General features: G+C 65.5%; 19 protein-coding genes. 12 read left to right on the top strand and 7 right to left on the bottom strand.

All coding sequences use genetic code 11. From position 1 onward, the window contains the following. Position 1 precedes the first annotated feature (1 nt). From AC1DOP_RS16865 to AC1DOP_RS16890, 6 genes are all read right to left on the bottom strand, one after another. Positions 2-766, bottom strand: coding sequence for a GNAT family N-acetyltransferase (locus tag AC1DOP_RS16865; RefSeq protein ID WP_442122939.1), 765 nt, complete (start codon positions 764-766; stop codon positions 2-4). Positions 767-935: 169 nt separating this feature from the next. After that, complete coding sequence (gene prsT, locus AC1DOP_RS16870; RefSeq protein ID WP_477252345.1) at positions 936-3,710, bottom strand: XrtA/PEP-CTERM system TPR-repeat protein PrsT; 2,775 nt, start codon at positions 3,708-3,710, stop codon at positions 936-938. A 146-nt stretch (positions 3,711-3,856) separates the two neighbouring features. Next, positions 3,857-4,165, bottom strand: coding sequence for a hypothetical protein (locus AC1DOP_RS16875; RefSeq protein ID WP_477252347.1), 309 nt, complete (start codon positions 4,163-4,165; stop codon positions 3,857-3,859). Positions 4,166-4,264: 99 nt separating this feature from the next. Beyond that, the gene (gene icmF, locus AC1DOP_RS16880; RefSeq protein WP_477252349.1) at positions 4,265-7,552 is read right to left on the bottom strand and encodes a fused isobutyryl-CoA mutase/GTPase IcmF; all 3,288 of its coding nucleotides are present in this window, start codon (positions 7,550-7,552) and stop codon (positions 4,265-4,267) included. A gap of 120 nt (positions 7,553-7,672) precedes the next feature. Beyond that, complete coding sequence (locus AC1DOP_RS16885) at positions 7,673-11,284, bottom strand: indolepyruvate ferredoxin oxidoreductase family protein (RefSeq protein WP_477252351.1); 3,612 nt, start codon at positions 11,282-11,284, stop codon at positions 7,673-7,675. Between the two features lie 170 nt (positions 11,285-11,454). Beyond that, positions 11,455-12,390: a LysR substrate-binding domain-containing protein gene (locus tag AC1DOP_RS16890; RefSeq protein WP_442122944.1), complete on the bottom strand. Its 936-nt coding sequence runs from the start codon at positions 12,388-12,390 to the stop codon at positions 11,455-11,457. Positions 12,391-12,524: 134 nt separating this feature from the next. On the opposite strand from AC1DOP_RS16890, the gene AC1DOP_RS16895 reads away from it, so the two are divergent. Then, the gene (locus AC1DOP_RS16895) at positions 12,525-13,748 is read left to right on the top strand and encodes an HD-GYP domain-containing protein (protein WP_442122945.1); all 1,224 of its coding nucleotides are present in this window, start codon (positions 12,525-12,527) and stop codon (positions 13,746-13,748) included. A gap of 15 nt (positions 13,749-13,763) precedes the next feature. Here AC1DOP_RS16895 and AC1DOP_RS16900 read toward each other — a convergent pair whose 3' ends face one another. After that, positions 13,764-14,795 carry a GGDEF domain-containing protein gene (locus AC1DOP_RS16900; RefSeq protein WP_442122946.1) on the bottom strand — a complete coding sequence of 344 codons (1,032 nt, stop codon included), beginning with the start codon at positions 14,793-14,795 and terminating at the stop codon, positions 13,764-13,766. 404 nt (positions 14,796-15,199) lie between these two features. On the opposite strand from AC1DOP_RS16900, the gene AC1DOP_RS16905 reads away from it, so the two are divergent. The 11 genes from AC1DOP_RS16905 to AC1DOP_RS16955 all read left to right on the top strand — a co-directional run bounded on the left by AC1DOP_RS16905 (position 15,200) and on the right by AC1DOP_RS16955 (position 25,832). After that, positions 15,200-15,394 (top strand): Flp family type IVb pilin, encoded by a 195-nt coding sequence (locus AC1DOP_RS16905; RefSeq protein ID WP_442122947.1) that lies wholly within the window; start codon positions 15,200-15,202, stop codon positions 15,392-15,394. Positions 15,395-15,451: 57 nt separating this feature from the next. Beyond that, a complete protein-coding gene (locus tag AC1DOP_RS16910) occupies positions 15,452-15,970 on the top strand; it encodes an A24 family peptidase (RefSeq protein WP_442122948.1) in 519 nt (172 codons plus the stop codon). 102 nt (positions 15,971-16,072) lie between these two features. After that, positions 16,073-17,434: a P-loop NTPase family protein gene (locus tag AC1DOP_RS16915; protein ID WP_442122949.1), complete on the top strand. Its 1,362-nt coding sequence runs from the start codon at positions 16,073-16,075 to the stop codon at positions 17,432-17,434. Continuing rightward, positions 17,435-18,283, top strand: a complete 849-nt coding sequence (gene cpaB, locus AC1DOP_RS16920) for a Flp pilus assembly protein CpaB (RefSeq protein ID WP_442122950.1) — start codon at positions 17,435-17,437, stop codon at positions 18,281-18,283. It begins immediately after the preceding gene. 20 nt (positions 18,284-18,303) lie between these two features. Further along, positions 18,304-19,857, top strand: a complete 1,554-nt coding sequence (locus tag AC1DOP_RS16925) for a type II and III secretion system protein family protein (RefSeq protein ID WP_477252355.1) — start codon at positions 18,304-18,306, stop codon at positions 19,855-19,857. Between the two features lie 9 nt (positions 19,858-19,866). Beyond that, positions 19,867-20,154, top strand: coding sequence for a hypothetical protein (locus AC1DOP_RS16930; protein ID WP_442122952.1), 288 nt, complete (start codon positions 19,867-19,869; stop codon positions 20,152-20,154). Positions 20,155-20,235: 81 nt separating this feature from the next. After that, positions 20,236-21,411, top strand: a complete 1,176-nt coding sequence (locus AC1DOP_RS16935) for a CpaE/TadZ family protein (RefSeq protein WP_442122953.1) — start codon at positions 20,236-20,238, stop codon at positions 21,409-21,411. Positions 21,412-21,430: 19 nt separating this feature from the next. Further along, on the top strand, positions 21,431-22,774 hold the full coding sequence (locus AC1DOP_RS16940; RefSeq protein WP_442122954.1) for a TadA family conjugal transfer-associated ATPase: 1,344 nt from the start codon (positions 21,431-21,433) through the stop codon (positions 22,772-22,774). Positions 22,775-22,792: 18 nt separating this feature from the next. Beyond that, positions 22,793-23,770 carry a type II secretion system F family protein gene (locus AC1DOP_RS16945; protein ID WP_442122955.1) on the top strand — a complete coding sequence of 326 codons (978 nt, stop codon included), beginning with the start codon at positions 22,793-22,795 and terminating at the stop codon, positions 23,768-23,770. Between the two features lie 10 nt (positions 23,771-23,780). Then, a complete protein-coding gene (locus AC1DOP_RS16950; RefSeq protein WP_477252359.1) occupies positions 23,781-24,716 on the top strand; it encodes a type II secretion system F family protein in 936 nt (311 codons plus the stop codon). A gap of 18 nt (positions 24,717-24,734) precedes the next feature. After that, a complete protein-coding gene (locus AC1DOP_RS16955) occupies positions 24,735-25,832 on the top strand; it encodes a LytR C-terminal domain-containing protein (protein ID WP_477252361.1) in 1,098 nt (365 codons plus the stop codon). The last annotated feature ends 64 nt before the right edge of the window (positions 25,833-25,896 follow it).

Below are 25,896 nucleotides of genomic sequence, written 5' to 3' on the forward strand. Positions count from 1 at the left end.
TTCAGCCGAGGTTGGTCAGGCGGCGCGCGATGCCTTCTTCTTCCTTCTGGGAGAAGAAGTAGGGGAACAGCGAGCGTTCGTTTTCCGCCGAATCGCTGGTGCCGCCGTAGCGCTCGATCTGGTCCTGGACGTAGTCGAGGCTGTTCCACAGCAGCCAGCCGGGGGCATCGACACGGGGATTGATGCGCAGCTCGCCGACGCGCTTGAAACCCAGCATGGTTTCATAGAAGCGGCGGTGGCGCGGATTGACTTCGATAAAGACGTCGGTGCATTTGTGCAGCCGGCGGCCATAGATGAACATCACGTGGAACAGTGAAGCCAGGGCGGCCTTCGAACGCACCTTCGGGTCGAAGGCGAGCTTGGTGATTTCGCAGACCTTCGCACCGCGCTCGCGGAAACGGTCGATCTCGTCCTTGAAGACTTCGTCGGCCAGCAGGCCGACCGGGGAATCGATGCCAAGCGTGACCGTTCCGACCACTTCGCCGTGATCGGAAGCCGAAAGAGTAATCCGGTTCGGGTCGTCGTCCAGACGATGCGTGCCCGAGTAACCGCGCCACGCATACATCTTGTTGATGAGAAGGTTCGCAGAACTGCGCCTCCCATCCGTGTCCGCCGTACGGATACCAAATGTTTTTTCGTTAATGGTCACGTCTGTGATCGTATCACAGCCGAGCTCAGCACCCCCCTTAGGAGCGGAATCGTAACGTGCGTCCTGAGGTTCAGAGGACGCCTTCACCACTTCCTCGCCAGTTGCTAAACTGTTCATTCTTTTCTCTCCGCAGGACGTCGCTATTTATCTCGCGCAAACGCGCGCCTATAGTACCAATCGTAACACCGGGCCAGTAAAGATTCTATAAAGAAATGAATAGTTGATAACGAACAAGATAAAAAGAACACTATTTGTCAAGCCGGCGGCTTGCGCCGCCGGCTGGATGTCACATTTGTTGTAACAACTCCTTCGCCTTGGCCGAACTCTCGCCCTTGTTGGCCGCCGACACCTTCTCCAGGGTCTTGCGGGCACCGGCCTTGTCGCCGTTCTTGGCCTGGGCCTCGCCCAGGTGCAATTGCATGTCGAGGTTGTTCGGGAAGGCCGTCACTGCCTTCTGCAGCAGGTCGACCGCGCGCTTGGTGTCGCCCTTGTCGGTCAGGATGCTGCCCAGGGTGTCGAGCACGGCCGGGTTGTTGCCTGCGATGCTGTAGGCCTTCTCGGCGGTTTCCAGCGCCTTCGGATTGTTCAGCTGCTGGTAGGTCCAGGCCAGGTTGTTGAGCGCCAGCGCATTGTTGGGCGCTAGTTTCAGCGCGCTCTCCAGCTGGGTGGCGGCCGCCTGGTACTGCTTGGCGTACAGGCTTTGCTCGGCCGAATAGATGATCGCCTGGACGTCGTCCGGATGGTCCTTCAGCCACTGCGTCAGAACCTGGTTGGCTTTCTGCTCCTTGCCGTTCATTTTCTGCAGGCGGTGCAGGGTGAGGGCCACCTGGGTGGTCGGATGGCTGGCCTGGGCTTTCTCGTACAGCGGCAGGGCCTGGTCGATCTTCTTCTGCGTCATCAGGATGTCGGCTTCGAGCATCAGGCCGGCGTTCGCGGTACGCGGCTGTTTCTGCATGCCGCGGGCGATGGCCAGGGCTTCTTCCGGACGGTTCTTGCGCATCGACAGCTCGGCCAGCGCGAGCTGGGCCGGCAGGAAGTCCGGCTGCAGCGAGGTCGCCTTCTTCAGCTCGGAGGCGGCATCGTCGTCACGCTTCGCCACCGCATAGGCCGAGGCCAGGCGGTACCTGGCCTGGGGCGACTTCGGCTGCACGTTGACCAGCTTGCTGTAGGTTTCGATCGCCGCGGTAGCATCGTTGTTCGCCAGCTGGACCTGGCCCAGCAGGTCCAGCAGGTTCGGATCGGTCGGATTCTCGGTCTGCAGCTTGCGCGCCACGGTCAGCGCCTTCGGCGCCTGCTTGATCTTCAGGTAATGGTTGGCGAGGCGCATGCCGGGGCCGACGGCGGTCGGGTTCTCGCTGCTGGCCTTTTCGAACCAGGTCGTGGCCTTGTCGGGCTGGCCTTGCAGGTCGGCGAGTTCGGCCAGCGCCGTCATGGCGCCGATGTTTTTCGGATCCTTCTTGAGGATGGTGGTGAAGCGGGCTTCGGCATCGGCCGGCTTCTTGTCGTTCAGGTCCATCTGGGCCAGGTTGGCCGCGGCGGGGAAGAACACCGGGTCGATCGCCAGCGCCTTTTCCAGGCTGGCGCGGGCGTTGGCCTGGTCGTTCATGGACGCATACACCGTGCCCAGCAGGGCCTGCACCTGGGCATTGTCGGGTTGTTGCTTGACCAGTGCCTGGGCCGCGGCCAGGGCCTTGTCGTAGTGCTTCATCGACATCTCGGCCTGCACCAGGGCGATGCCGGCCTTCGGCGAGCTGTTGTCGAGCGAGGCGGCGAGTTCGAGCTCGGACAGGCCCTTGGCCTGGTCGCCCTGGCGCATCCGCGACAGGCCCAGCGAGGTGTGCAGGGCGGCGACCTTCGGCGCCAGCGCCGTCGCTTTCTCGAGGTAATTGGTGGCGTTGCCGTAGTCCTTGTTGCGCAGATAGGTCTCACCGGCCAGCGCCAGCAGCTGCGGGTCGTCGGACGAATTCTTCAGCGCCGGCGCCAGCGTCGCCAGGGCTTCGGACGGGGCGGTCTGCAGCTGGGCCTGGGCCAGCAGCTTGCGCGCATAGGTATTGTCCGGAATGGCTTTCACATACTTGCCCAGGTGTTGTTCCGCCTGCAGGTAGGAGCCCATCCTCAGCTCGATCGCACCGGCCAGCAGCATGCTCGGCAGATGGTCGGGCGCGCTCTTGAGCACTTTTTGTATCGATTCCAGGGCCGCCGCGTTCTGACCCTTGGTGAAGTCGAGCAGGGACTGGGTATACGCCAGCTGCAGGCTGCCCGGGGTAAGCTTGCGCGCGGCGTCCAGGTCGGCCTTGGCTTCGTCGAACTTGCGCAGGTTGATTTCGATCAGCGCCTTTTCGATGAATGCGGTGCGGTGATCCGGCTTGACCACGGAAGCCTTGGTGAAGGCGGCCAGCGCTTCCGGCATCTTGCCTTCGCCGCGTGCGAGTGCACCCTTGAACATCCAGGCGTCGGCGTTTTTCGGATCCTTGGCGACGGCCTGGTCGGCCAGGGTCTGGGCCGCGATCGCGTCTTTCTGGAGCAGCGCCAGGCGCGACATGCCGATCAGGACATCGCCGTTGTCCGGCTGCAGCTTGGCGGCCTCGGCAAAGGCATCCTTGGCCTTGTCCGCGTCGTTCAATCCGAGATAGGCGCTGCCGCGCAGGGCCAGCAGTTCGGCCGAGCCGGCAGCGGTATCGGCCGCGATGGTATCCAGCAGCTCCTTGAACTTGCCCTCCTGCTCGAGCGCACGGCCCAGGGGCGGCAGCACCCGCTTCTTGTCGATACCGAGCGACAGCGCCTTGCGCAGTTCCTTCTCGGCCGACACGTAGTCGCCGGCCTGGACGTGCAAGGAGCCCAGCGCCAGCCGCGCTTCGCCGTTCTCCGGGCTGTTGGCGACAGCATTTTTCAGCTCGATCATGGCCGCCTTGATCTCGCCTTTCTGCTGGTACTGCTTCGCCTCGGCCAGCAGCTGTTCCGTCGGCTTGGTGCGATTACAGCCGCCTAGCGCGGCGGAGACGATGATGGCTCCGGTGACCAGAGCGGTGCTGAGCGCCCTTTTGTTGACTTTACGCGGCATGGTTTCCTCAAGAAATCGAGTGGGTGCAAACAGGTCTGTCTGCATAGAAATTTGCGAAAGTCAATCATACCTGAAGATATCTTCCTGACATCAACACGATAGGGAATTGTGCTAAATCAGAGCGCTCTGTGGTCTTTGTGCGTCATTTACTTCTTGTTGTTACGCAGCCGGCTTAACAGTGCTTCAACATTGTCACTGGCAGGAATGCCATGGCGGCGCAGCAACTGCACATGCAGCACCAGGTTTTCGAGGACCAGCTTGGCCGACACGGCAAGCAGGGTCATCAGGCGGTCTTCGGAGCTGAAATTCTCCATCGAGGCCGCCATCTCGCACAGGTGGTTGGCGACCAGCTCGCGCAGATCGTCTTCGGGAAAGGGGAGGTCGGCGAAATCGATCGGATCTTCCTGCTCGACTTCGCGCATCAGGGACGCGAGTTGTTCCGGCTTGATCGGCATGCATGGCTCCATGACATTCGGGGTCAGAGCACATTTCGGCACACCGCCAAAAATGTGCTCTGACCCCGAATTCTAAAGCAGGAGCGGAGGCTTGCCGGCTTACATATTACGGCGATACTGGCCGCCGACCTCGAACAGCGCGGTCGTGATCTGGCCCAGCGAGCAGACGCGCACGGCGTCCATCAGGCGCGCGAACACGTTTTCGTTGTCGATCGCGGCCTGCTGCAGGGCAGCCAGGGCGGCCGGGGCTTCGCTTGCGTTGCGCTGGTGGAAGGCTTCCAGGCGCGTCAGCTGCGACTGCTTCTCGTCGTCGGTCGAACGGGCCAGCTCGATGGTGGCAGGGGCTTCCGCGCCCTTCGGGTTGCGGAAGGTGTTCACGCCGATGATGGGCAGGGTGCCGTCGTGCTTCTGGTGCTCGTACAGCATCGACTCTTCCTGGATCTTGCCGCGCTGGTAGCCGGTTTCCATCGCGCCCAGCACGCCGCCGCGTTCGGCGATGCGCTCGAATTCCTGCAGCACCGCTTCCTCGACCAGGTCGGTCAGCTCGTCGATGATATAGGCCCCCTGGTTCGGGTTCTCGTTCTTGGCGAGACCCCATTCGCGGTTGATGATCAGCTGGATCGCCAGGGCGCGGCGGACCGATTCGTCGGTCGGCGTGGTGATCGCTTCGTCGTAGGCGTTGGTGTGCAGCGAGTTGCAGTTGTCGTAGATCGCGATCAGCGCCTGCAGGGTGGTGCGGATGTCGTTGAAGTCGATTTCCTGCGCGTGCAGCGAGCGGCCCGAGGTCTGGATGTGGTACTTCAGCTTCTGGCTGCGGTCGTTGGCGCCGTATTTGTCGCGCATCGCCACCGCCCAGATGCGGCGCGCCACGCGGCCCAGCACCGTGTATTCCGGATCCATGCCGTTGGAGAAGAAGAAGGACAGGTTCGGCGCGAAATCGTCGATGTTCATGCCGCGCGCCAGATAGGCTTCCACAAACGTGAAACCGTTCGACAGCGTGAAGGCCAGTTGCGAGATCGGGTTCGCGCCGGCTTCGGCGATGTGGTAGCCCGAGATCGACACCGAGTAGAAGTTGCGCACCTGGTGCTGCACGAAGTATTCCTGGATGTCGCCCATCACCTTCAGCGAGAACTCGGTCGAGAAGATGCAGGTGTTCTGGCCCTGGTCTTCCTTCAGGATGTCGGCCTGGACCGTGCCGCGCACATTGGCCAGCACCCATGCCCTGATCTGCGCCGCTTCTTCCGCGGTCGGCTGGCGGCCTTTCTCCAGGGCGAACTTGTCCATCTGCTGGTCGATGGCGGTGTTCATGAACATCGCCAGGATGGTCGGGGCCGGACCATTGATGGTCATCGAGACCGAGGTCGAGGGGCTGCACAGGTCGAAGCCGTCGTACAGCACCTTCATGTCGTCCAGGGTCGCGATCGAGACGCCCGAGTTGCCGACTTTACCGTAGATGTCCGGACGCAGGGCCGGATCGGCGCCGTACAGGGTCACGGAGTCGAAGGCGGTCGACAGGCGTTTCGCGTCCATGCCAGTCGAAACCAGCTTGAACCGGCGGTTGGTGCGGAAGGCATCGCCTTCGCCGGCGAACATGCGGGTCGGGTCTTCGCCTTCGCGCTTGAAGGGGAACACGCCGGCCGTATAGGGGAAGGCGCCGGGGACGTTTTCCAGCATCAGGAAGCGCAGGATTTCGCCATGATCCTCGAAGCGGGGCAGGGCGACTTTGCGGACCTTGTTGCCGGACAGCGTAGTTTGCACCAATTTGGTGCGAATTTCCTTGTCGCGGATCTTGACCACGTGCTCGTCGCCGGCGTAGGTCGCCTGCAGCTGCGGCCAGGAAGCCAGCAGGTTCTTCGCTTCGCCATCCATGGCGTTCTCACGCTCGGTGATCAGGTCGTCCAGCACCACTTCGCGGTTCGCCGCAGCCAGCATGCGCCTGGTTTCGCTGAGCTGCTGGCGTTCGCGCGCCAGCTTCACCTGTTTACCCGTGTTGCGGTGGTAGCCGCGCACGGTGTCGGCGATCTCGGCCAGGTAGCGGGTGCGGCTCGGCGGCACGATGACGTTCTTGCCGCTCGAGTATTTCTGCGCCGGCTGGGCCAGCTTCGGGGTGTCCGTTTTGAGGCCGAGTTCGGCCAGCGCCGGCAGCAGGCCGAGGTAAAGCGCGGTGACGCCGTCGTCGTTGAAGCGCGACGCCTGGGTGCCGAACACCGGCATCTGGTCCGGCGACTTGCTCCACAGTTCGCGGTTGCGCTGGTACTGTTTCGCCACGTCGCGCAGCGCATCCTGGGCGCCCTTGCGGTCGAACTTGTTGATGGCGATGAAATCGGCGAAGTCCAGCATGTCGATCTTCTCGAGCTGGGAAGCGGCGCCGAATTCCGGGGTCATCACGTACATCGACAGGTCGACGTGCGGGACGATGGCGGCGTCGCCCTGGCCGATGCCCGAGGTCTCGACGATGACGAGGTCGAAGCCGGCCACCTTGCAGGCGGCGATCACGTCCGGAAGGGCCTGGGAGATCTCGGAACCGGCTTCGCGGGTCGCCAGCGAGCGCATGAAGACACGCGTCTGGCCATTCCAGGGATTGATCGCGTTCATGCGGATGCGGTCGCCCAGCAGGGCGCCGCCCGACTTGCGGCGCGACGGGTCGATCGAAATCACCGCGATGTTCAGGCGGTCGTTCTGGTCGAGGCGGATGCGGCGGATCAGTTCATCCGTCAGCGAGGACTTGCCGGCGCCGCCGGTACCGGTGATGCCGAGTACAGGTACCTTCAGGCCTTCGGCGCTGTCCATGATCTGCTTGCGCAGTTCGTTCGAGGCTTTGCCGTTTTCCAGCGCGGTGACCAGTTGGGCCAGCGGACGGTGGCGCTGTTCGATATTGCCTGCAGTCAGCGCGTCGAGCGAGGTCGGCGCATAGGCCGACAGATCGACGTCGCAGGCTTCCAGCATCGAGCGGATCATGCCGACCAGGCCCATGCGCTGGCCGTCTTCCGGGCTGAAGATGCGCGTCACGCCATAGGCATGCAGCTCTTCGATTTCAGAGGGGACGATCACGCCGCCGCCGCCGCCGAACACCTTGATGCGGGCGCCGCCGCGCTGGCGCAGCAGGTCGATCATGTACTTGAAGTATTCGACGTGGCCGCCCTGGTAGCTGGAGATGGCGATGCCTTGCACGTCTTCGGCCAGGGCCGCGGTGACGACTTCGTCGACCGAGCGGTTGTGGCCCAGGTGCACGACTTCGGCGCCGTTCGACTGCAGGATGCGGCGCATGATGTTGATCGAGGCGTCATGGCCGTCGAACAGCGAAGCCGCGGTCACGAAACGCACTTTATTGGCCAGTTTCGGCTGCTCCGGCAGTTCGAGCCTGGCGGCGGGGGTGATGTCGTTCATGGTGTTCCTTGAGATTGCGGAAGCGAACAGGAGTTCTTGGTACGGTATATGACGTTAACGTAAACGTCAAGAATGCAGAACGCCGTCGTCCCCGCGGAGGCGGGAACGACGGGTGATCGATCAGGCAGCGCGTTTCTTGGCGTTGCCGCTCAGCAGCTCCGTCACCCGCGCACGGTACTCGGCCACCGCCTTTTCCTTCACATGGCCGAAGCCGCGGATCTGCTCCGGCAGGGCCGCCAGCTCGACCGCGGTCGCGTGCGTCGACGCATCCAGCGAGCCCAGCACGCCTTCGATCATCCCACGATACTCGCTGATCAGCGCGCGCTCCATCTTGCGCTCGGCCGTGTAGCCGAAGATGTCGAAGGTGCCGCCGCGCAGGCCTTTCAGCTTGGCCAGCAGCCTGAAGGCGCTCCACATCCACGAGCCGAATTCGGCCTTCACCAGGTGGCCCTTGGCATCCTTCTTGGCGAACAGCGGCGGCGCCAGGTTGAACTTGACGCTGAACTCGCCCTCGAACTGGCTCTTCAGCTGCTCGACGAAACGGCCGTCGGTGTACAGGCGGGCAACTTCGTATTCGTCCTTGTAGGCCATCAGCTTGAACAGGGACTTGGCGACCGCCGTCGCCAGCTTGTTGCCCAGGCCCAGGGCCGCTTCGCGCTCGCGCACCTGCGACACCAGTTCGGCGTACTGCGCGGCATAGGCCGCATTCTGGTAACCGGTCAGGAATTCGACGCGCTTCTTGAGGATGCTGTCCAGGGTTTGCGGCATCTGCATGACGATGGCGCGGGCCGCGCTCGGCTGAACTGGCGTGGCGGTGTTCTCGACGCGCTTGAGGTCGACGGCGGCGCGGCGGCCCCACAGGAAGCTGCGCTTGTTGGAGCCGACGGCCACGCCGTTCAGTTCGATCGCGCGCAGCAGCGAGGCTTCCGACAGCGGGATCAGGCCCTTCTGCCAGGCGTAACCCATCATGAACAGGTTGGCGGCGATCGAGTCGCCCATCAGCGCGGTGGCCAGCCTGGTGGCGTCGATGAAGTCGACACCGGCTTCACCGCCCACGGCCTCAAGAATCAGCGAGCGCACCTGCTCGGTCGGGAATTCCCAGTCGCGCTGCTGGGCGAAGGTGCCGGTCGGCTGCTCGTGCAGGTTGACGACGACCGTGGTGCGGCCCGGGCGCATCTTCGAGATCGCGTCCGAGGCGCCGGCGGTCAGCATGTCGCAGCCCAGCACCAGGTCGGCTTCGCCGGTGGCGATGCGCTGGGCGCGCAGGCGTTCCGGCGTTTCCGCGATCTTCACGTGCGAGGTGACGGAGCCGTTCTTCTGGCTCATGCCGGTCATGTCCAGCACCGAGGCGCCTTTGCCTTCGAGGTGGGCGGCCATGCCCATCAGCGCGCCGACGGTGATCACGCCGGTGCCGCCGATGCCGTTGATCAGGATGTTGTACGGAGCGGCGATCGACGGCAGCATCGGCGCCGGCAGGGCGCCCCAGCCGTCGTCTTCGTCCTTCGACTTGGCGACGCCGGCCTTGTTTTTCTTGAGCGTGCCGCCTTCGACGGTGACGAAGCTCGGGCAGAAGCCCTTGGCGCACGAGTAATCCTTGTTGCAGGACGACTGGTCGATCGCGCGCTTGCGGCCGAATTCCGTTTCCTTCGGCAGGATAGCGACGCAGTTCGACTGCACGCCGCAGTCGCCGCAGCCTTCGCAGACGGCTTCGTTGATGACCATCCGCTTGTTCAGGTCCGGGAACTCACCTTTTTTCCGGCGGCGGCGCTTCTCGGCGGCGCAGGTCTGGTCGTAGATCAGGACCGTCACGCCCGGCAGTTCGCGCAGCTCGTGCTGGATGTCGTCCATGTGCTTGCGGTCGTGGATGGTGACCAGTTCCGGCAGGCTTGACCTGTCTTCGTAACGCGACAGGTCTTCGGTGACGAGGGCGATGCGTTTCACGCCTTCGGCCGCCATCTGCTGGGCGATCAGCGGCACCGAGGTGACGCCGTCGACCGGCTGGCCGCCGGTCATCGCGACCGCGTCGTTGTACAGGATCTTGTAGGTGATGTTGACCTTGGCCGCGATCGCCGCGCGGATGGCAAGGTAACCGGAGTGGAAGTAGGTGCCGTCGCCCAGGTTCTGGAACACGTGCGGCACTTTCGAGAACGCGGCCTGGCCGATCCAGGGCGTGCCTTCGCCGCCCATGTGGGTGGTCAGCTTGTTCATCTCCGGGTAGATCGAGGTCGCCATCACGTGGCAGCCGATGCCGGCCAGCGCGAAGGAGCCGTCCGGCACCTTGGTCGAGGTGTTGTGCGGACAGCCGGAACAGTAAAAAGCAGGGCGGAACGGCGTCGTGACCGCCTTCATCAGCACCGCGTCCTTCGCTTCCAGGAAGGCCAGGCGGGCCTTGATCAGGTCGCGGGTGCGGCCGTCCAGGTTCAGGCGGGCGATGCGGCCGGCGATCACGCGCGCGACCTGGGCGACCGAGAAGTCGGCCTTCGGCGGCAGCAGCCATTCGCCGCGCGGCGAGACCCATTCGCCCTTGTCGTCGAACTTGCCGACGATGTGGGGACGGACGTCGTCGCGCCAGTTGTACAGCTGTTCCTTGAGCTGGTATTCGACGACCTGGCGCTTTTCTTCGACCACCAGGATCTCTTCCAGGCCCTGGGCGAATTCGCGCACGCCTTCCGGCTCCAGCGGCCAGATCATCGCGACCTTGTACAGGCGCAGGCCGACCTGGGCCGCCATCGCTTCGTCGATGCCCAGTTCTTCCAGCGCTTCCAGCACGTCCACATAGGATTTGCCGGAGGCGATGATGCCCAGCCTGGCGTCCGGGCTGTCGATGGTGACGCGATTCAGCTTGTTCTCGCGCGCGTAAGCCAGGGCTGCGTAGATCTTGTAGTCCTGCATCAGCGCTTCCTGGGTGCGCGCCTGCTGGCCCAGCGGCACGGACGACAGGCGCGTATTCAGGCCGCCTTCCGGCATCGTAAAGTCCTGCGGCAGCTTGACCTCGACGCGGAACGGGTCGGCATCCACCGAGGCGCTCGATTCGACGGTATCGGCCAGCGCCTTGAACGCCACCGCCAGGCCGGAGAAGCGCGACATCGCCCAGCCGTGCACGCCCAGGTCCAGGTATTCCTGCACGTTCGACGGATACAGCACTGGGATCATGCAGGCGGCGAAGATGTGGTCCGACTGGTGCGGCAGGGTCGAGGAGTAGGCGCCGTGGTCGTCGCCGGCCACCAGCAGCACGCCGCCGTTCTTGCTCGTACCGGCGTGGTTCATGTGTTTAAAAACGTCGCCGCAGCGGTCGACACCCGGGCCCTTCGCATACCACATGGCGAATACGCCGTCGTGCTTGGCCGGGCCGATCAGGTCGACGGTCTGGGTGCCCCAGACGGCGGTCGCGGCCAGGTCCTCGTTCACGCCCGGCACGAACTGGATGCTCTTCGCTTCCAGGTGGCCCTTGGCCTTCCACAGGTTCTCGTCCAGGCCGCCCAGCGGCGAGCCGCGGTAGCCGGACACGAAACCGGCCGTGTTCAGGCCCGCCTGTTCGTCGCGGATCTTCTGGATCATCGGCAGGCGCACCAGCGCCTGGATCCCGGACAGGAAGATCTTGCCGGAGGTCGCGGTGTACTTGTCGTCGAGGCTGACGTCTTTCAAGCGGTCCGGCGATCCGGCGACGGGAGCGGCGGGCGTGGACGGGATGGCAGGCGCGGGCGCGCCCTGGCCGAGGATGGTGTCAGGCATGGTGTCTCCAAATGGTATTCAGGTGGGCTGGCTCGGAGCGTCGCGCCGGGTAGGCGGTGGCGGGAGCGGGCCGGGTGCCGGTTTTTTGGCTTTGCCCGAAGTGTAGAGACAACTTGACGTATACGGAAATACGGAATGGGGATGGGGCTATAAGAAAAAATGATGGGCCATCAGGCCGCGAGGGCCCGCGCGCCGATCCAGGCGCCGCTGGCGCACAGTTCCGTCGCAACCTGGGCCACCAGGCGGCTGACCGCGGCGGCGGCGTTCGTCAGCGGAATGTTCTTCGAGGTGCACAGCACCACCGTGCGCGAGATCGAGGGGCTGTGGATCGAGACCGCCCGCATGGCGCCGCGCTCGACTTCGGCCTGCACCGGCGCCACCGGCAGGATGGTGGCGCCCATGCCGGCCAGGATCGCCGACTTGAGGATCGCGATCGAGTTGATTTCGATGACGCCGCGCGTGTGCAGGCCGGCGGCGCGCGCCGTGCTCTCGATGCGCGGACGCACGCCATGCTGCAGGCCGGGCAGGATCAGGGTCGCGTCCAGCGCTTCGGCGAGCGCCAGGCTGTCGCGTCCGGCGGCCCAGGGCGCGTCGTCGCGGCAGATGAAGCGCAGCTCTTCCTCGACCAGCGGGGTGGTGGCGAAGCTGGACAACTGGCCGTCGTCGAGCAGCACGGCGAGGTTGACGCGGCCGGCGCGCAGCTGCTCGGCCAGGTTGCCGGTCAGCTCCTCGGTCAGCTGCAGGGTGATCTCGGGATAACGCTGGCGGATCGCTGTCAGCAGCGGCAGGGCCAGCGCGCCCGAGATACTGTGCGGCAGGCCGAGGGTGACGCTGCCGGAGGGCCGTTCGGCCGACTGGACCACGGCCGCCTGGGCGTCCGCCACCTGTTTCAGGATCGCCAGCGCGTGTTCGTAGAACACCTTGCCGGCGTCGGTGCTGACCACGCCCTGGGCCGAGCGGTGCAGCAGCTGCACACCGAGCTCATCCTCCAGCTGGCGCAGCTGCTGGGTCAGCGCCGGCTGTGCCACATGCAGCACCAGCGCCGCGCGCGAGAGCGAACCATGGTCGACGATGGCGACGAAGTAGCGGAGCTGGCGTAATTCCATAAATCAATATTTGTATCTTTAAGGACACATTCCGCTGAAAGTAGTTTACCTATGGCAAGTGGCAAGCTGAACAGTTGTTATACTGAAAGCGCCTCGAAACGCGGCGAGATTAACACACCCCTGTTCGTGTCCCCATGCTCAAGAAAATCGATTCCTCGCAACTTCGCGTAGGGATGGCCATCCACGATCTCGATTGCGGCTGGATGGAACATCCCTTCGTTCGTAACCGCTTCGTCATCAGCAGCGAGGACGAAATCCGCAAGATCGTCCAGGCCGGCATCCGCGGCGTGGTCATCGACTGCGCCAAGGGGCTGGACCTGAGCGATGCGCCGACCGTCGATGAGGCGGCGGCGAAGGTCGAAGAGGAAGTGGCGGCGATCGCGGCCAGGCCGGTGGCGCCGCTGCGCAGCACACTGGCCGAGGAGTTCGACCGCGCCGTCGCGATCCGCCGCCAGGCCGCCAGCCTGGTGAAAACCGTGATGCAGGACGCGCGCCTGGGCAAGGCGGTCGAGATGGACAAGGTGTCGCCGGTGGTCGAGAGCATCACGGCCTCGATCCTGCGCAATGCCAGCGCCCTGCTGGGCCTTTCTTACATCAAGAACAAGGACGACTACACTTTCCTGCACTCGGTCAGCGTGTGCACCCTGCTGGTCGCCTTCTGCCGCTCGCGCAAGATGGACGACGAGACCATCTACCAGGCCGGCATCGGCGGCCTTCTGCACGACACCGGCAAGGCCCTGGTCCCGGACCATATCCTGAACAAGCCGGGCCGCCTGACCGACGAGGAATTCGAGGTGGTGCGCCGCCACCCGCGCGACGGTGTCGAGATCCTGCGCCGCTCGCCGGAGATCGGCGCGATCCCGCTCGACATCACCCTGCATCACCACGAACGCCGCGACGGCACCGGCTATCCGGACCGCCAGGGCGCCGAGCAGATCAGCGAGCTGGCGCAGATGGCCGCGATCGTCGACGTCTACGACGCGATCACGGCCGACCGCTGCTATCACAAGGGCATGCCGGCGGCCGAAGCGCTGCGCAAGATGTACGAGTGGAGCAAGTTCCACTTCAATCCTGCGCTGACCCAGGAGTTCATGCGCTGCGTCGGCATCTATCCGGTCGGCACCCTGGTGCTGCTGGAATCGGGACGCCTCGGGGTGGTGGTCGAACCGCATGAAACCAGCCTGCTCACGCCGAAGGTCAACGTCTTCTTCAGCACAAAGAGCCAGACCTACATCAAGCCGGAAACCGTGGACCTGGCGCGCGGCCTGGGCTTCGGCGGCGGCGACAAGATCGTGCGCCACGAATCGGCCGAGAAGTGGAAGGTCGATCCGCTGCGCTTCATGGCGCTCGCGGCCTGAGCGTGTAACCCGATATCAGAAGAATTCGGCGGTATCGTTCGAGGCCACCGCCTGCAGCACGCCGTGCGAGACCAGGTCGTCGTAGTGGCAGGCCTGGTTGCGGCCATTGCTCTTGGCGTAGTACAGGGCCTGGTCGGCATGGCCCAGGGTCACCACCGGCGATTCGAAGGCGCTGATGCTCACGAAGCCCACGCTGACCGTGACCCGGCCCACCTGCGGGAAGTCGTGGTTCTCGACGTTGGTGCGGAAGCGCTCGATGATCTTCCAGGCGTTTTCCAGTGTGGTGGAACGCAGCAGCACGACGAATTCCTCGCCGCCGAAGCGGAAGACCCGGTCCTGGACCCGAAACGATGACTGCAGCAGGTTGGCGATCAGGATCAGCACCTCGTCGCCGTACAGGTGGCCGAACTTGTCGTTGACGGCCTTGAAGTGGTCGACGTCGACCACCGCCAGCCACTGTTTTTCCGGTCCGTGCGGCTGGCGCCTTTCCGCCAGGCCGGGCAGGCGCGGGTCGTGCTCGTGGGCGCCGTGCAGCATGCGGGCCAGCTGGTCGTCGAAGGTCTTGCGGTTGAGCAGACCGGTCAGCGAATCGCGTTCGCTGTAGTCGAGCAGGTTCTGGAAATTACGGTAGACGCCGACGATGCCGCCGACGGTGTGGATGGTGTCGCTGCAGAAGGGCCGGTCATTGCGCAGCTCCAGGCAGGTGCAGGCCTTGTCGCCGAACCAGATCGGCAGCCACAGGGTGCGGCTGCCGTCGGCGCCGCAGGCTTCGGCGCTGCTGCGGTGTTCGGCGAGGCAGCGCGCCAGTTCCAGGCTGATGGGTTCGCCGAGTGCGCCTTCGGGCGTATCTTCCAGGCGGGCTTCGCCGCCGGCACGGATCGATGCGCGCGAACGCAGGTACTGTTGTCCGGCCACGGTGGCGATGCTCAGGATGCGCGTCTGCGCAGCGCGGGCCAGTTCCTGCACTGCCGAGATCACGGAAATGTCGAGCATCGCGTGATCGCGGTGGCCGGTCATGTCCACCATGTGTTTCAGAAGCGAGTCCATGTCGTTCTCAGCAATGTAATCCACCGACCTGCGGACCAACAGCCGCCGTCGCGTTCGCAGGTATCTGGTATGTCACAAAGAGCAAGCGAAACAGCATATAGCTTTTTTGCAATATAAGCAATTATGCAAAAAAAATTTTTTTGTCTTCAAGGGATTTTCTCAAGGATGTCGCCGATTCGCGTCCCCCAAGCGTGGGGGAATGATTCCCATCGACAAAAAATAGTTCCCTCTGGAAAGCTTGTGTGCAGTCAACTTGCCGTGCGGCATCACCTTTTATAGTGAACTCACTGGCACGGAACTCGGCGCAGTCAGCCGAAAAGCGCAGCAGTCGACGTGGTTTTGAAGTTGCAGTCAGCGCTTCCGGCCAGGGTTGTCTTCATTAACCTACCATATGGGAGTTTCACATGAGCACTTTCGCCTCTGCAGTCAAAACCTTCATGGCTGACGAGAACGGTGTGACCGCCATCGAGTACGGCCTGATCGCTGCACTGATCGGTGTCGTGGTTGCCGGTGGTGCTGCAGTCCTGGGCAACGGTATCAAGCAGCTGTTCACCGACATCAACGGCAAGCTGGGCGCTTCGGCACCGTCGGGATCGTAATGCGATAGAGCCCTCCGGACACGTCGTCCGGAGGGTTTTTTTCTTCTGGAGGAGGCTATGCCGATCGAACAGTACCTCGACGTGGTCCTGCTTCTGCTGGTGAGCATTGCCGCCGTCAACGACTTGGCCACGCGCCGGATCCCGAACCGTCTGCTGCTGGCCGGGCTGGCCGGCGCGTTCTGCCTGCATCTGCTGTCGTCCGATCCCTTGTCCTCGCTGCTGGCGGCGCTCGCTGGGATGGGTGTCGGCCTGGCGGTGTTCCTGCCGTTTTACATGGCGCGCGGGATGGCTGCCGGCGACGTCAAGATGATGGCGGTGGTCGGCACTTTCGTCGGGCCGGGCGATGCTTTCGAAGTTGCCGTGCTGAGCTGGTGCGTCGGCGGCGTGATGGCCTTGCTGCTGGTGCTGGTCAAAGGCCGCCTGCGCCAGGTCCTGGTCAATATCAAAGGCATTCTGTGCACGGTCTGGATGCCGGGCGCGCGCCTGGCGATGCCGGCGGCGCAGCCGAGTATCGGCGCGATGCCATATGGGCTGGCGATCGCGCTCGGAACGATTGCGGTCCTGGTCCGTCATTAAGGCCGAGTCCGCTTTTGGCCGAACGCAAGAGCGGCCCCGGGAGCGCTCGCTAGAATCAATCCGACCTGTTTCGGAAAACATGAAGGCTTCTAGGGGATTCCGATGCTTGAAACGCTATCGACTGGCAGTATCGCGACGGTGCCGCGCGCCGCGCACATGGCGGCGCCGGACCTTCCGGAGATCGCGCCCATCCTGCCGCGCCAGCCCAAGACGGTGCGCGACACCGGCCTGGAGCCGCGCTTCGTCACCGATCTGGTGCTGAAGGCGATCCAGGCCAGCGGCAAGGCGCCGCTGGCGGTCCTGGCCGGCAAGCTGCGCCTGTCCATCAACGTGCTGCGCGAAGTACTCAATCCCCTGATCGCCGAGCAGCAGGTGGAGGTGGCCTGGTGCGGCGAATCGGATATCGACATGCAGTACCAGCTGACCGCGATCGGCCAGCGTGGGGCGGCCGATGCGCTGGCGCGCTGCCGCTATGTCGGACCGGCCCCGGTGACGCTCGCTTCCTATCGCGTCGTGGTCGAGCGCCAGGCGCTGCGCCATGCCCAGGCCGAGCGGGTGACGCCAGCCCAGCTGGCGGCGGCGCTGGGCGAGGATGGACTGGCCACGGTCACGCGCGAGGTGCTGGGCGCTGCCCTGTACGCGCGCCGCTCGCTGCTGTTGTACGGTCCGTCCGGCAGCGGCAAAAGCCATCTGGCCGGCAAGCTCGGACGGCTGCTGCCGGGCCCGATCGCGGTGCCGTACGCGCTGACCGTCGGCCGCCAGGTGATCCGCCTGTACGATCCGGCGCTGCACGTGGCGCAGCCGCCGGCCGCGCGCCAGCAGGAAGAACGGCGCAGCTGCGACGCCCGCTGGACCGTCTGCCAGCGTCCGCTGGTACACGTCGGCGCCGAACTCGGACGCGAGATGCTCGACCTGCGCTACGACGCCGAGGAAGGCCTGTACCACGCGCCGCCGCACCTGCAGGCGAACAACGGCATGCTGGTGATCGACGACGTCGGCCGCCAGCGTATCCAGGCCGCCGAGCTCCTGAACCGCTTCATCGGCCCGCTCGATGCCGGCATCGACCAGCTCTCGCTGCAGGGCGGCCAGGCCGAGGCGGTACCCTTCGATGCGGCCGTGGTGTTCGCCACCAACCTGGCGCCGGGCACCATCCTCGATGACGCGGCCCTGCGCCGGATCGGCTACAAGGGCGCGATCGGTGCCTGGCCGGCAGGGGCCTATCGCGCCCTGCTGCGCCGCCAGTGCCGGCTGCGCCGCATCGAGTTCGACGACGCCGCCGCCGATCACCTGATCGAGCGCCTGCACGCGCAGTCTGGGCGGGCGCTGCTGGCCTGCTATCCGGGCGAGCTGCTCGACCGGATCGCCGATTTCGCCGGCTTTGCCGGGCACGATGCGCGCCTGACCGTGGCGACGGTCGAGCAGGCCTGGCGCAGCATGTTCATTGCTTGCGAACCGGAGGCGTAAATGAAGAACAAGCGTGCCCTCGCGATGATGGCAGTCGCGATCCTGTTCGGCCTGGCGGCCGTGGTGTTTGCATCGCGCTGGCTCCTGAGCCAGCCGGGCTCCGCTGCAGGACGGATCGCCGTGGCCGCGGTCGACATCAGTCTCGGCCAGCGCCTGACGCCGGAGATGTTCAAGCTGGCCGACTGGCCGTCCCACAGTGTGCCGAGGGGCGCCTTCACCGATCCGCAGAAGCTGGGCGGCCGCGTCCTCAAGAGCAACCTGGTGATGGGCGAGCCGGTCAGCGAAGCCAAGCTGGCCCCGGCCGGCACCCTGGGCGGGCTGTCGGCACTGATTACCGAGGGCAAGCGCGCCATCACCGTGCGCGTCAACGACGTGATCGGCGTGGCCGGCTTCGCCTTGCCGGGCAATTATGTGGACATCATCGTCAGCATGCAGAAGGACGTGCCGTCCGGTTCCGGCGCGCGTGAGCAGAACATCTCGAAGATCGTGCTGGAGCGCATCCTGGTGCTGGCTGTGGCCCAGGAGGTCAACCGTGACGAGACCAGGCCGAAGGTGGTCAACGCGGTCACGCTCGAGGTCACGCCGGAGCAGGCCGAAAAGCTCGACCTGGCGCGCAGCGTGGGCACGCTGTCGCTGGCCCTGCGCAACCAGGTCGATCCGGAATCGGCTTCCACCCTGGGCGCAACCAAGCTGACGCTGCTGCCGGAAGCGTCGCCGCCGCCCAAGCCCGCGCCCAAGCCGGTCGTGGTGGTGCGCCAGGTGCCGGTGGTGGTCAAGACCGCGGCCAAGGTGGAGCGTGATTGCGTCACCGTGCTCAACGGCCTGCGCACGGCGCAGGAATGCTTCTGAACCTATCCCGGGGTGATGCCATGAACGGAAGTCTGATGCATACGCCGATCGTCCGTGTTCTCTTCGCCGGCCTGGCCATGGCTGCGGCCGGGCCCGCGCTCGCCGCCGCCAAGACCGCCGCGCAGGCGAACGACAATCCGCCCGCGGTGCGCTCCGAGGCCGGCCCGCGCTGCCAGGGCGAAGCCGCGCGGCCCGCCCAGCTGGCCCTGCAGGTCGGGAAGTCCCAGCTAATGCACCTGCCGGAGGCGGTCCAGCACCGCAGCGTCGGCAACCCCGGGGTCGTGCAGGCCATCCTGGTGGCGCCGGACACGCTGTATATCGCCGGCGTCGACGTCGGCACCACCAACATGATCGTGCAGGGCAAGAGCGGCGTCTGCAGCATGCTCGACATCACGGTGGCGATGGATCCGTCCGCCGTACAGGCCACGCTGGCCGCCGCCCTGCCGGAGGAGCGCGACATCAAGGTGCTGGCTGCCGGCGACACCCTGGTGCTGAGCGGTACCGTCAGCGACGCCGATGCCGTCGAGCGTGCGGTCGCCCTGGCGACTGCCTATGTGCGCCGGCCCTTGCGGCCGCTGGCCATGCCGGACAAGGACGAAGCCGCGCCCGGCACCGTGGGCGGCGCCAACGGCAGCAATGCGGGCGGCACGTCGAATGCGAACCAGGCGGGCGCACGGGTAATCAACCTGCTGTCGGTCCGCGCGCCGCAACAGGTGCAGCTCGAAGTGAAGGTCGCCGAGGTATCGAAATCCCTGCTCGAACGGCTGGAAGCCGGCGCCGCCTGGCGTTTCGGGGGCGGTAGCTGGGGTGCGGCCCTGCTGTCGAATTTCATTACCGGGAATGCCCACGGTTCGCTGCAGGCCGCCAAGACCAAAGGCGGGGTCAACGTGAATGCGGAAAACCAGGACAGCCTGGTGCGCATCCTGGCCGAACCGAACGTGATGGCGATCAGCGGCCAGGAAGGCACCTTCCTCGCCGGCGGCAAATTCTACGTGCCGGTGGCCCAGGATAACAACCGCGTCACGCTGGAAGAAAAGGAGTTCGGCGTCGGCCTGCGCTTCACCCCCACTGTGCTGGGAGGAGGGCGCATCAACCTGCGCGTCGCGCCCGAAGTCTCGGAACTGTCGCGCGAAGGCGTGGGCATCTCGACCGGCGGTTTAAGCGGCGCCGCGATCCTGCCGGTCGTGACCACGCGTCGCGCCAGCACCACCGTACAGCTGTACGACGGCCAGAGCTTCGTGATCGGCGGCCTGGTCAAGAACAACCTGGTCACCAACCTGAAGGGACTGCCGGTGCTGGGTGAGGTTCCGGTGCTGGGAGCGCTGTTCCGCAGCACCGATTACCAGCTCGACCGTACCGAACTGGTATTCGTCATCACGGCCCACCTGGTCAAGCCGCTGCAGGGCCCGGGTTATGTGCTGCCGACCGACAAGGTGGGCGTGCCGTCGCGCGCCGCCGTCCTGCTCGGCGGCCGCCTGGACGGCCCGGCGCCGGAGGTCAGCACGGCCGCCGCCTCGACCCCGGTGCCGGCCGCGAATCCCTCGCAGAGCGCCGGCGGCTTCGAACTGAAATAGGAGGAAGCGATGGTCATCACACGCAATCGTCTCGCGGCCACGGCCGCGGCACTGGCGGTCTTGCTGCTGCAAGGCTGCAGCGCGACTCCGCATTTCGAAGACAACTTCGGCGCCTCGGTGCGCGCCAACCTGGCGGCCCAGGTAATCGACCCGGCGGCAGCGGCGAATGCCAACCCCACCTCCGGCGTGGACGGCACAGCCGCCCTCGCGGCCCGCGAGCGTTATCAGCGTTCGTTCAAGGAAGCCGATCGGCAGCAGCCGGTGCAGCTGCTGATTGGCGGGAGCGGCGCCAAATGATGCAGCGCTTGCCGGACTGGCTTCAGCGCGCACCACCCCAACCCGATATGGACCCGACCGATTGCTGTTCCGAGGAATCCGATGAAAGCCCTGCTGATCAGCCGCGATACCCAGCTTTACGCGGAGATCGCCTCCCAAGGAGCTGCGCGCCTGCCGCCGTTGAATGTCGCGGCCAGCCGCGTCAGCCTGCGCGACGCGCTCGACCGCCCGCTCGTTGAGGCGCCCAGCCTCGTCATCGTCGATACCAGCGAAGCCGAGGTCGCCGACGGCGACCTGCTCGAGCGCCTGACCCGCCATTACTCGGCAGCGCATTTCATGCTGCTGACCGACAATCACCACCCCGAGCTCTTGATCCGCGCCATGCGTGCGGGCGTGCGCGAAGTGCTGCAACTGCCGTTGGTGCACCGCGCGCTGCACGAAGCGATCGACCGCATTGCCGCCAGCGCCGGCGTCGCCTCTAGCCGCGACGGCAAGATCCTCGCCTTCATCGCCTGCAAGGGCGGCAGCGGCGCGACCTTCATCTCGACCAATTTCGGCTACGCGCTCGCCACGCTGGCCGACAGGAAGGTGCTGCTGATCGACCTGCACCGCCAGTTCGGCGACGCCACGCTGTACGTGTCCGACCAGAAGCCGGCGATGACGCTGTCGGACGTGTGCCAGCAGATCGCACGCATCGACGGCCCCTTTCTCGAATCCTGCCTGGTGCACGTGGCGCCCGGCTTCGGCGTGCTGGCCGCGGCCGACGATCCCGGCCAGACGACCGAAGCCAAGCCCGAACACATCGACACCATCCTGCGCGTGGCACGCCAGCACTACGACTACATCCTGCTCGACGTCGGCCGCCAGATCGATGCCGTCTCGCTGCGCGCTCTCGACAGCACCGATGCGATCTACCCGGTGCTGCAGCTGGCCTTGCCCGACATCCGCGATGCGCGGCGCCTGCTGGATATCTTCCGCTCGCTCGGTTATGTGACCGATCACATCCGCCTGATCGTCAACCGCTACGAGAAGGGCGGACGCCTGCGGCTTCAGGACCTGCACGCGGCGCTCGGCGCCGAGGTGCTGCATACCGTTCCCAACGATTACGTCGCCGTCACCGACTCGGTCAACCAGGGCATCCCCGTCCTGCAGCTCTCGCGCGGCAGCGCCGCGGCGCGCAGCCTGGCCGACCTGGTCGAAGTGGTGACCGCGCGCCGCGTAACCGAAACCAAGGGCCTGCTCGACCGCCTGTTCGGGCGTGGCGAAGGCGATGACTGAACTTTGAAGGAGACGATCCATGTCCCTGCGCGAGCGTTTGTCCGGAACCGACGAGGACCGCCAGCACCACTCCCTGCCGGAAGTGGCGCAACAGGCCTACCAGGAACTGAAGAAGACCATGCATCAGATGATCCTCGACCGGATCGATCTGGAGCGCCTGAAGCGCCTGACCAGCGAGCAGTTCAAGCACGAGCTGGCGCTGCTGGTCCAGCGCATCATCGAGGAAGAGCGCATCGTGCTGAACCAGCAGGAACGGCACCACCTGGTGCTCGACATCCAGCACGAAATGCTCGGCTTCGGACCGCTGGAGCCGCTGCTGAACGACCCGACCGTTTCCGACATCCTGGTCAACACCTGCAGCAAGGTGTACGTCGAGCGGCGCGGCCGGCTGGAGCTGACCGACATCAGTTTTCACGACAATGCCCACCTCATGAAGATCATCGAGAAGATCGTCTCGCGCGTGGGGCGCCGCGTCGATGAATCGAGCCCGATGGTCGACGCCCGCCTGCCGGACGGCTCGCGCGTCAACGCGATCATCCCGCCGCTGGCGGTGGATGGGCCGCTGGTATCGATCCGGCGCTTCGGCGCAACCCCGCTCACGGTGCAGAACCTGCTCGAGCTGAAGAGCGTCACGCCGCCGATGATCAAGGTGCTCGAAAGCCTCGGCCTGGCCAAGGTCAACATCCTGATCTCGGGCGGTACCGGCAGTGGCAAGACCACGCTGCTGAACCTGATCTCCGGCTTCATCCCCGGCAACGAGCGCATCGTCACGATCGAAGACGCCGCCGAGCTGCAGCTGCGCCAGCCGCACGTGGTGCGCCTCGAAACACGGCCTCCCAACATCGAAGGCAAGGGCGAGGTGACGCAGCGCGCCCTGGTCCGCAACTCGCTGCGCATGCGGCCCGATCGCATCATCCTGGGCGAGGTGCGCGGCGCCGAGGCGCTCGACATGCTGCAGGCCATGAACACCGGTCACGAGGGCTCGCTGGCGACGATCCACGCGAACACGCCGCGCGACGCCCTGGCGCGTCTCGAGAACATGGTCAGCATGGCAGGCGTGAACCTGACGCCGCGCGCGATCCGCCAGCAGATCTGCTCGGCCATCACCGTGATCCTGCAGGCGTCGCGCCTGACCGACGGTACCCGCAAGGTGGTGAGCATGCAGGAAATCACGGGCATGGAAGGCGACATCATCTCGATGCAGGAAATCTTCCGCTTCGAGCAGACCGGGGTCGACGCCGACGGCAAGGTGATGGGCCATTTCTGCGCCACCGGGGTGCGTCCGCGTTTCGCCGAGCGCCTCAGGATGTTCGGCGCGCCGGTGCCCGAAGACACGTTCGACCCGGACCGAATCTTCACCTAGGCGCTCACGGAGCCTCGCATGGACATCCTCTTTTATGCTTTCGTGGTGTTCCTGTTCGCTGCCATCATTCTCGGCATCGAAGGCGTGTACCTGTGGTGGGTCGGCGCCCACGGCGCAGCGGCGCAGCGGGTGGCGCGCCGCCTTCAGCTGATGTCCGGCGGCGCCGGCCGTACCGGCGAACGCATATCGATCCTGAAGCAACGCCGCTTCAGCCGCCATGACCTCGCCGACCGCCTGCTGCACCGTGCCGCGCTCGCCCACCGGATCGACCAGTTGCTGCTGCAATCCGGGAAGAAGTGGTCGGTCGAGTCTTTCCTGCTGTGCTCCGGCGCCGCGCTGCTGGCGGGCGTCTTCCTGGTCGCGCAATGGCCCATGCCGCTGCCGCTGCAGGTCGGCGTGGCGCTGCTGTTCGCGCTGGTGCCGCTGACGCTGGTGCGGCGCGCCCGCGTACGGCGCCTGGCCCGCATCGAGGAACAGCTGCCGGAAGCGGCCGACTTCATCGCCCGCGCGCTGCGTGCCGGCCATTCGTTCACCAACGTGCTGCAAATCGTCGGCAACGAGCTGTCGGAGCCGCTCAGCGGCGAGTTCCGCATCGCGCGTGAAGAGATCAACTACGGCGTGCCGATGAGCGAAGCGCTGCACAACATGGCGGCGCGTATCCCGCTGACCGACCTGCGCTACCTGATCATCGCGGTGCTGATCCAGCGCGAGACCGGCGGCAACCTGGCTGAAATCCTCGGCAACATCAGCCAGATCATCCGCGGCCGCCTGAAGCTGGCGGCCCAGGTGCGGGTGCTGTCGGCCGAAGGCAGGATGTCGGCCTGGATCCTGGGACTGCTGCCGTTCGGCGTGGCCGCCGTGCTGCTCCTGATCAATCCGGATTACATCAAGCCGCTGTGGACCGACCCGGCCGGCATCCGGCTGCTCTGGTATGCGCTGGTGATGATCACTTTCGGCGTGATATGGCTGCGCAAGGTAATCCGTATCCGCATCTGAGGAGGCATCGATGACGAGTGCACAGTTGATGTTTCTGCTGATCGTGTTCGCGATCGCCTGCGGCCTGGTATGGCTGGGCATGATGCTGTTCGCGCCGCAGGCCTTGCGTGCCCGCCTGGCGGAATCGACGGGCCGTCCGGACGACGGCGCCGACCGCCGCAGCGGCTGGATGGAGCGGGTGGTGCGCGCCGTGCGCCCGCTGACCAAGCTGTCGATCCCGGACGAGGGCTGGGAAAAGTCGGCCCTGCGCGCCCGCTTCATGAATGCCGGCTGGCGCAACCCGGCGGCGCCGACGCTGTACTTCGCCTCGAAGACCGTGCTGGCCCTGACCCTGCCCGCGCTGGCCGGCATCGCGATCGCGATCATGCCGGCTAGCCCGAGCGGCACCCGGATCATGTTCCTGCTGCTGCTGGCGGCATCCTGCGGATACTACCTGCCGAACGCGGTCCTGGCGCGCGTGGTCCAGCGCCGCAAGCGCGAGATCTTCGAGACGATTCCGGATGCGCTGGACCTGCTCACCGTCTGCGTGGAAGCGGGCCTGAGCCTGGAGCGGGCGCTGGTGAAGGTCGCCGCCGAAATCCACATCAAGAGCGTGACGCTGGCGCAGGAGCTGCAACTGGTGCTGATGGAGATGCGCGCCGGCTTCAGCAAGGAAAAAAGCCTGCGCAACTTCGCCTTGCGGGTCGGCCTGGACGACGTCGATTCGCTGGTTGCCATGCTGATCCAGTCGGAGCGTTTTGGTACCAGCATCGGCGACGCCTTGCGCGTGTATTCGGAGAATCTGCGCAACAAGCGCCGCGTGATCGCCGAGGAAGCGGCCGCCAAGATCGGCTTGAAGCTGCTGTTCCCCCTCATCTTCTGCATTTTCCCGACCTTGCTGATGGTCCTGCTCGGCCCCGCCGTGATCCAGCTCACGCGCACATTCAGCACCGTCCTCAGTCACTGATTTTTCGCGGAGATCGTCATGCGTACCCGAATCCTGACCCATACCTTGCCCTTGCTGTGCTGCGGCGCGATGCTGCTGGCCTGCAGCAGTCCCTACATGCGGCAGGAGACGGCGTCAGCGGCGGTTGCCGCCGCCGACGAGCAGTACGTGCGCGGGCGCAACCTGCATCTTGCGCGCCGCTACGACGAAGCCATCGCGGCCTACCAGGCGGCGCTGAAGTCCGATGCGAGCCATGTGAACGCGCGAAACGGCCTGGCGATCGCCTACGCCGAACAGCGCGATTTCGCGAAGGCGATCCCGATCTGGCGCGACCTGACGCGCGGCGCCACCATGGCCTCGGGCACCGCCACCGCCTTCCTGTTCGGGAACCTGGGCCATGCCTATTTCCTCAACGGCCAGTACGACGAAGCCCTGGCCGCGCTGGAAAAGGCCTGCCTGCTCGACCCGCTGAACCACCGCACTTGGCAGCGCCTCGGCGAGACCCTGCAGCAGCTCGGCCAGGACGAGCGCGCAAAGCAGATGCTGCGCCAGGCCGGCGCCCTGCGCGAGCACGATTTCCGCGCCGATTACGCCGCTGCCGATGGCGGCGCCAGGCTGCCGGCGATCGAACAGGCGGTCAAGACGACCCATCGCCCCGACCAGGACTGGGCCTTCGTCGAAGTCGCCACCAAACCGAACGGCATGCTCGAGCTGCGCCGCGTGGTCCCGTCCCGCGGCGCGGTGCCGGCCGCACCGGCGCTGCCGGCTACGCCGCTGGCGCCGAAGACGGACCGGAACCTGCCCGTGGTCGCGGCGCTCGAGATCTGCAACGGCAACGGGCGCCAGGGTCTTGCAAAGCTGATGTCGCGCCAGCTGCGCGATCCGGACCTGAAAGTGGTGCGGCTGACCAATGAGAAGGGCTTCGCGGTGCGCCAGACCCGTATCGAATACCAGCCGGCCTTCCGCGGCGTGGCCGAGCGGCTGGCCGGGCGCTTCGGCGCCAGGCCGGTGGAGGTTGGCATGGGCGGCCGCGCCAACCTGCGGCTGGTGATCGGCCGCGACCTGTCGGCCGGCTTGATTGCCAGCCGTTCGAACGCCGTGCCGGCAGGGCAGGGAAGCGGCGCCGGCGCCCCTTGAGGCATATGGTGCCGTTTTCACAACAGTATCGGGCGACAGGCTAAACCGAAATTGGGAATAATAA

The organism is Massilia sp. 01N410, assembly GCF_056399665.1.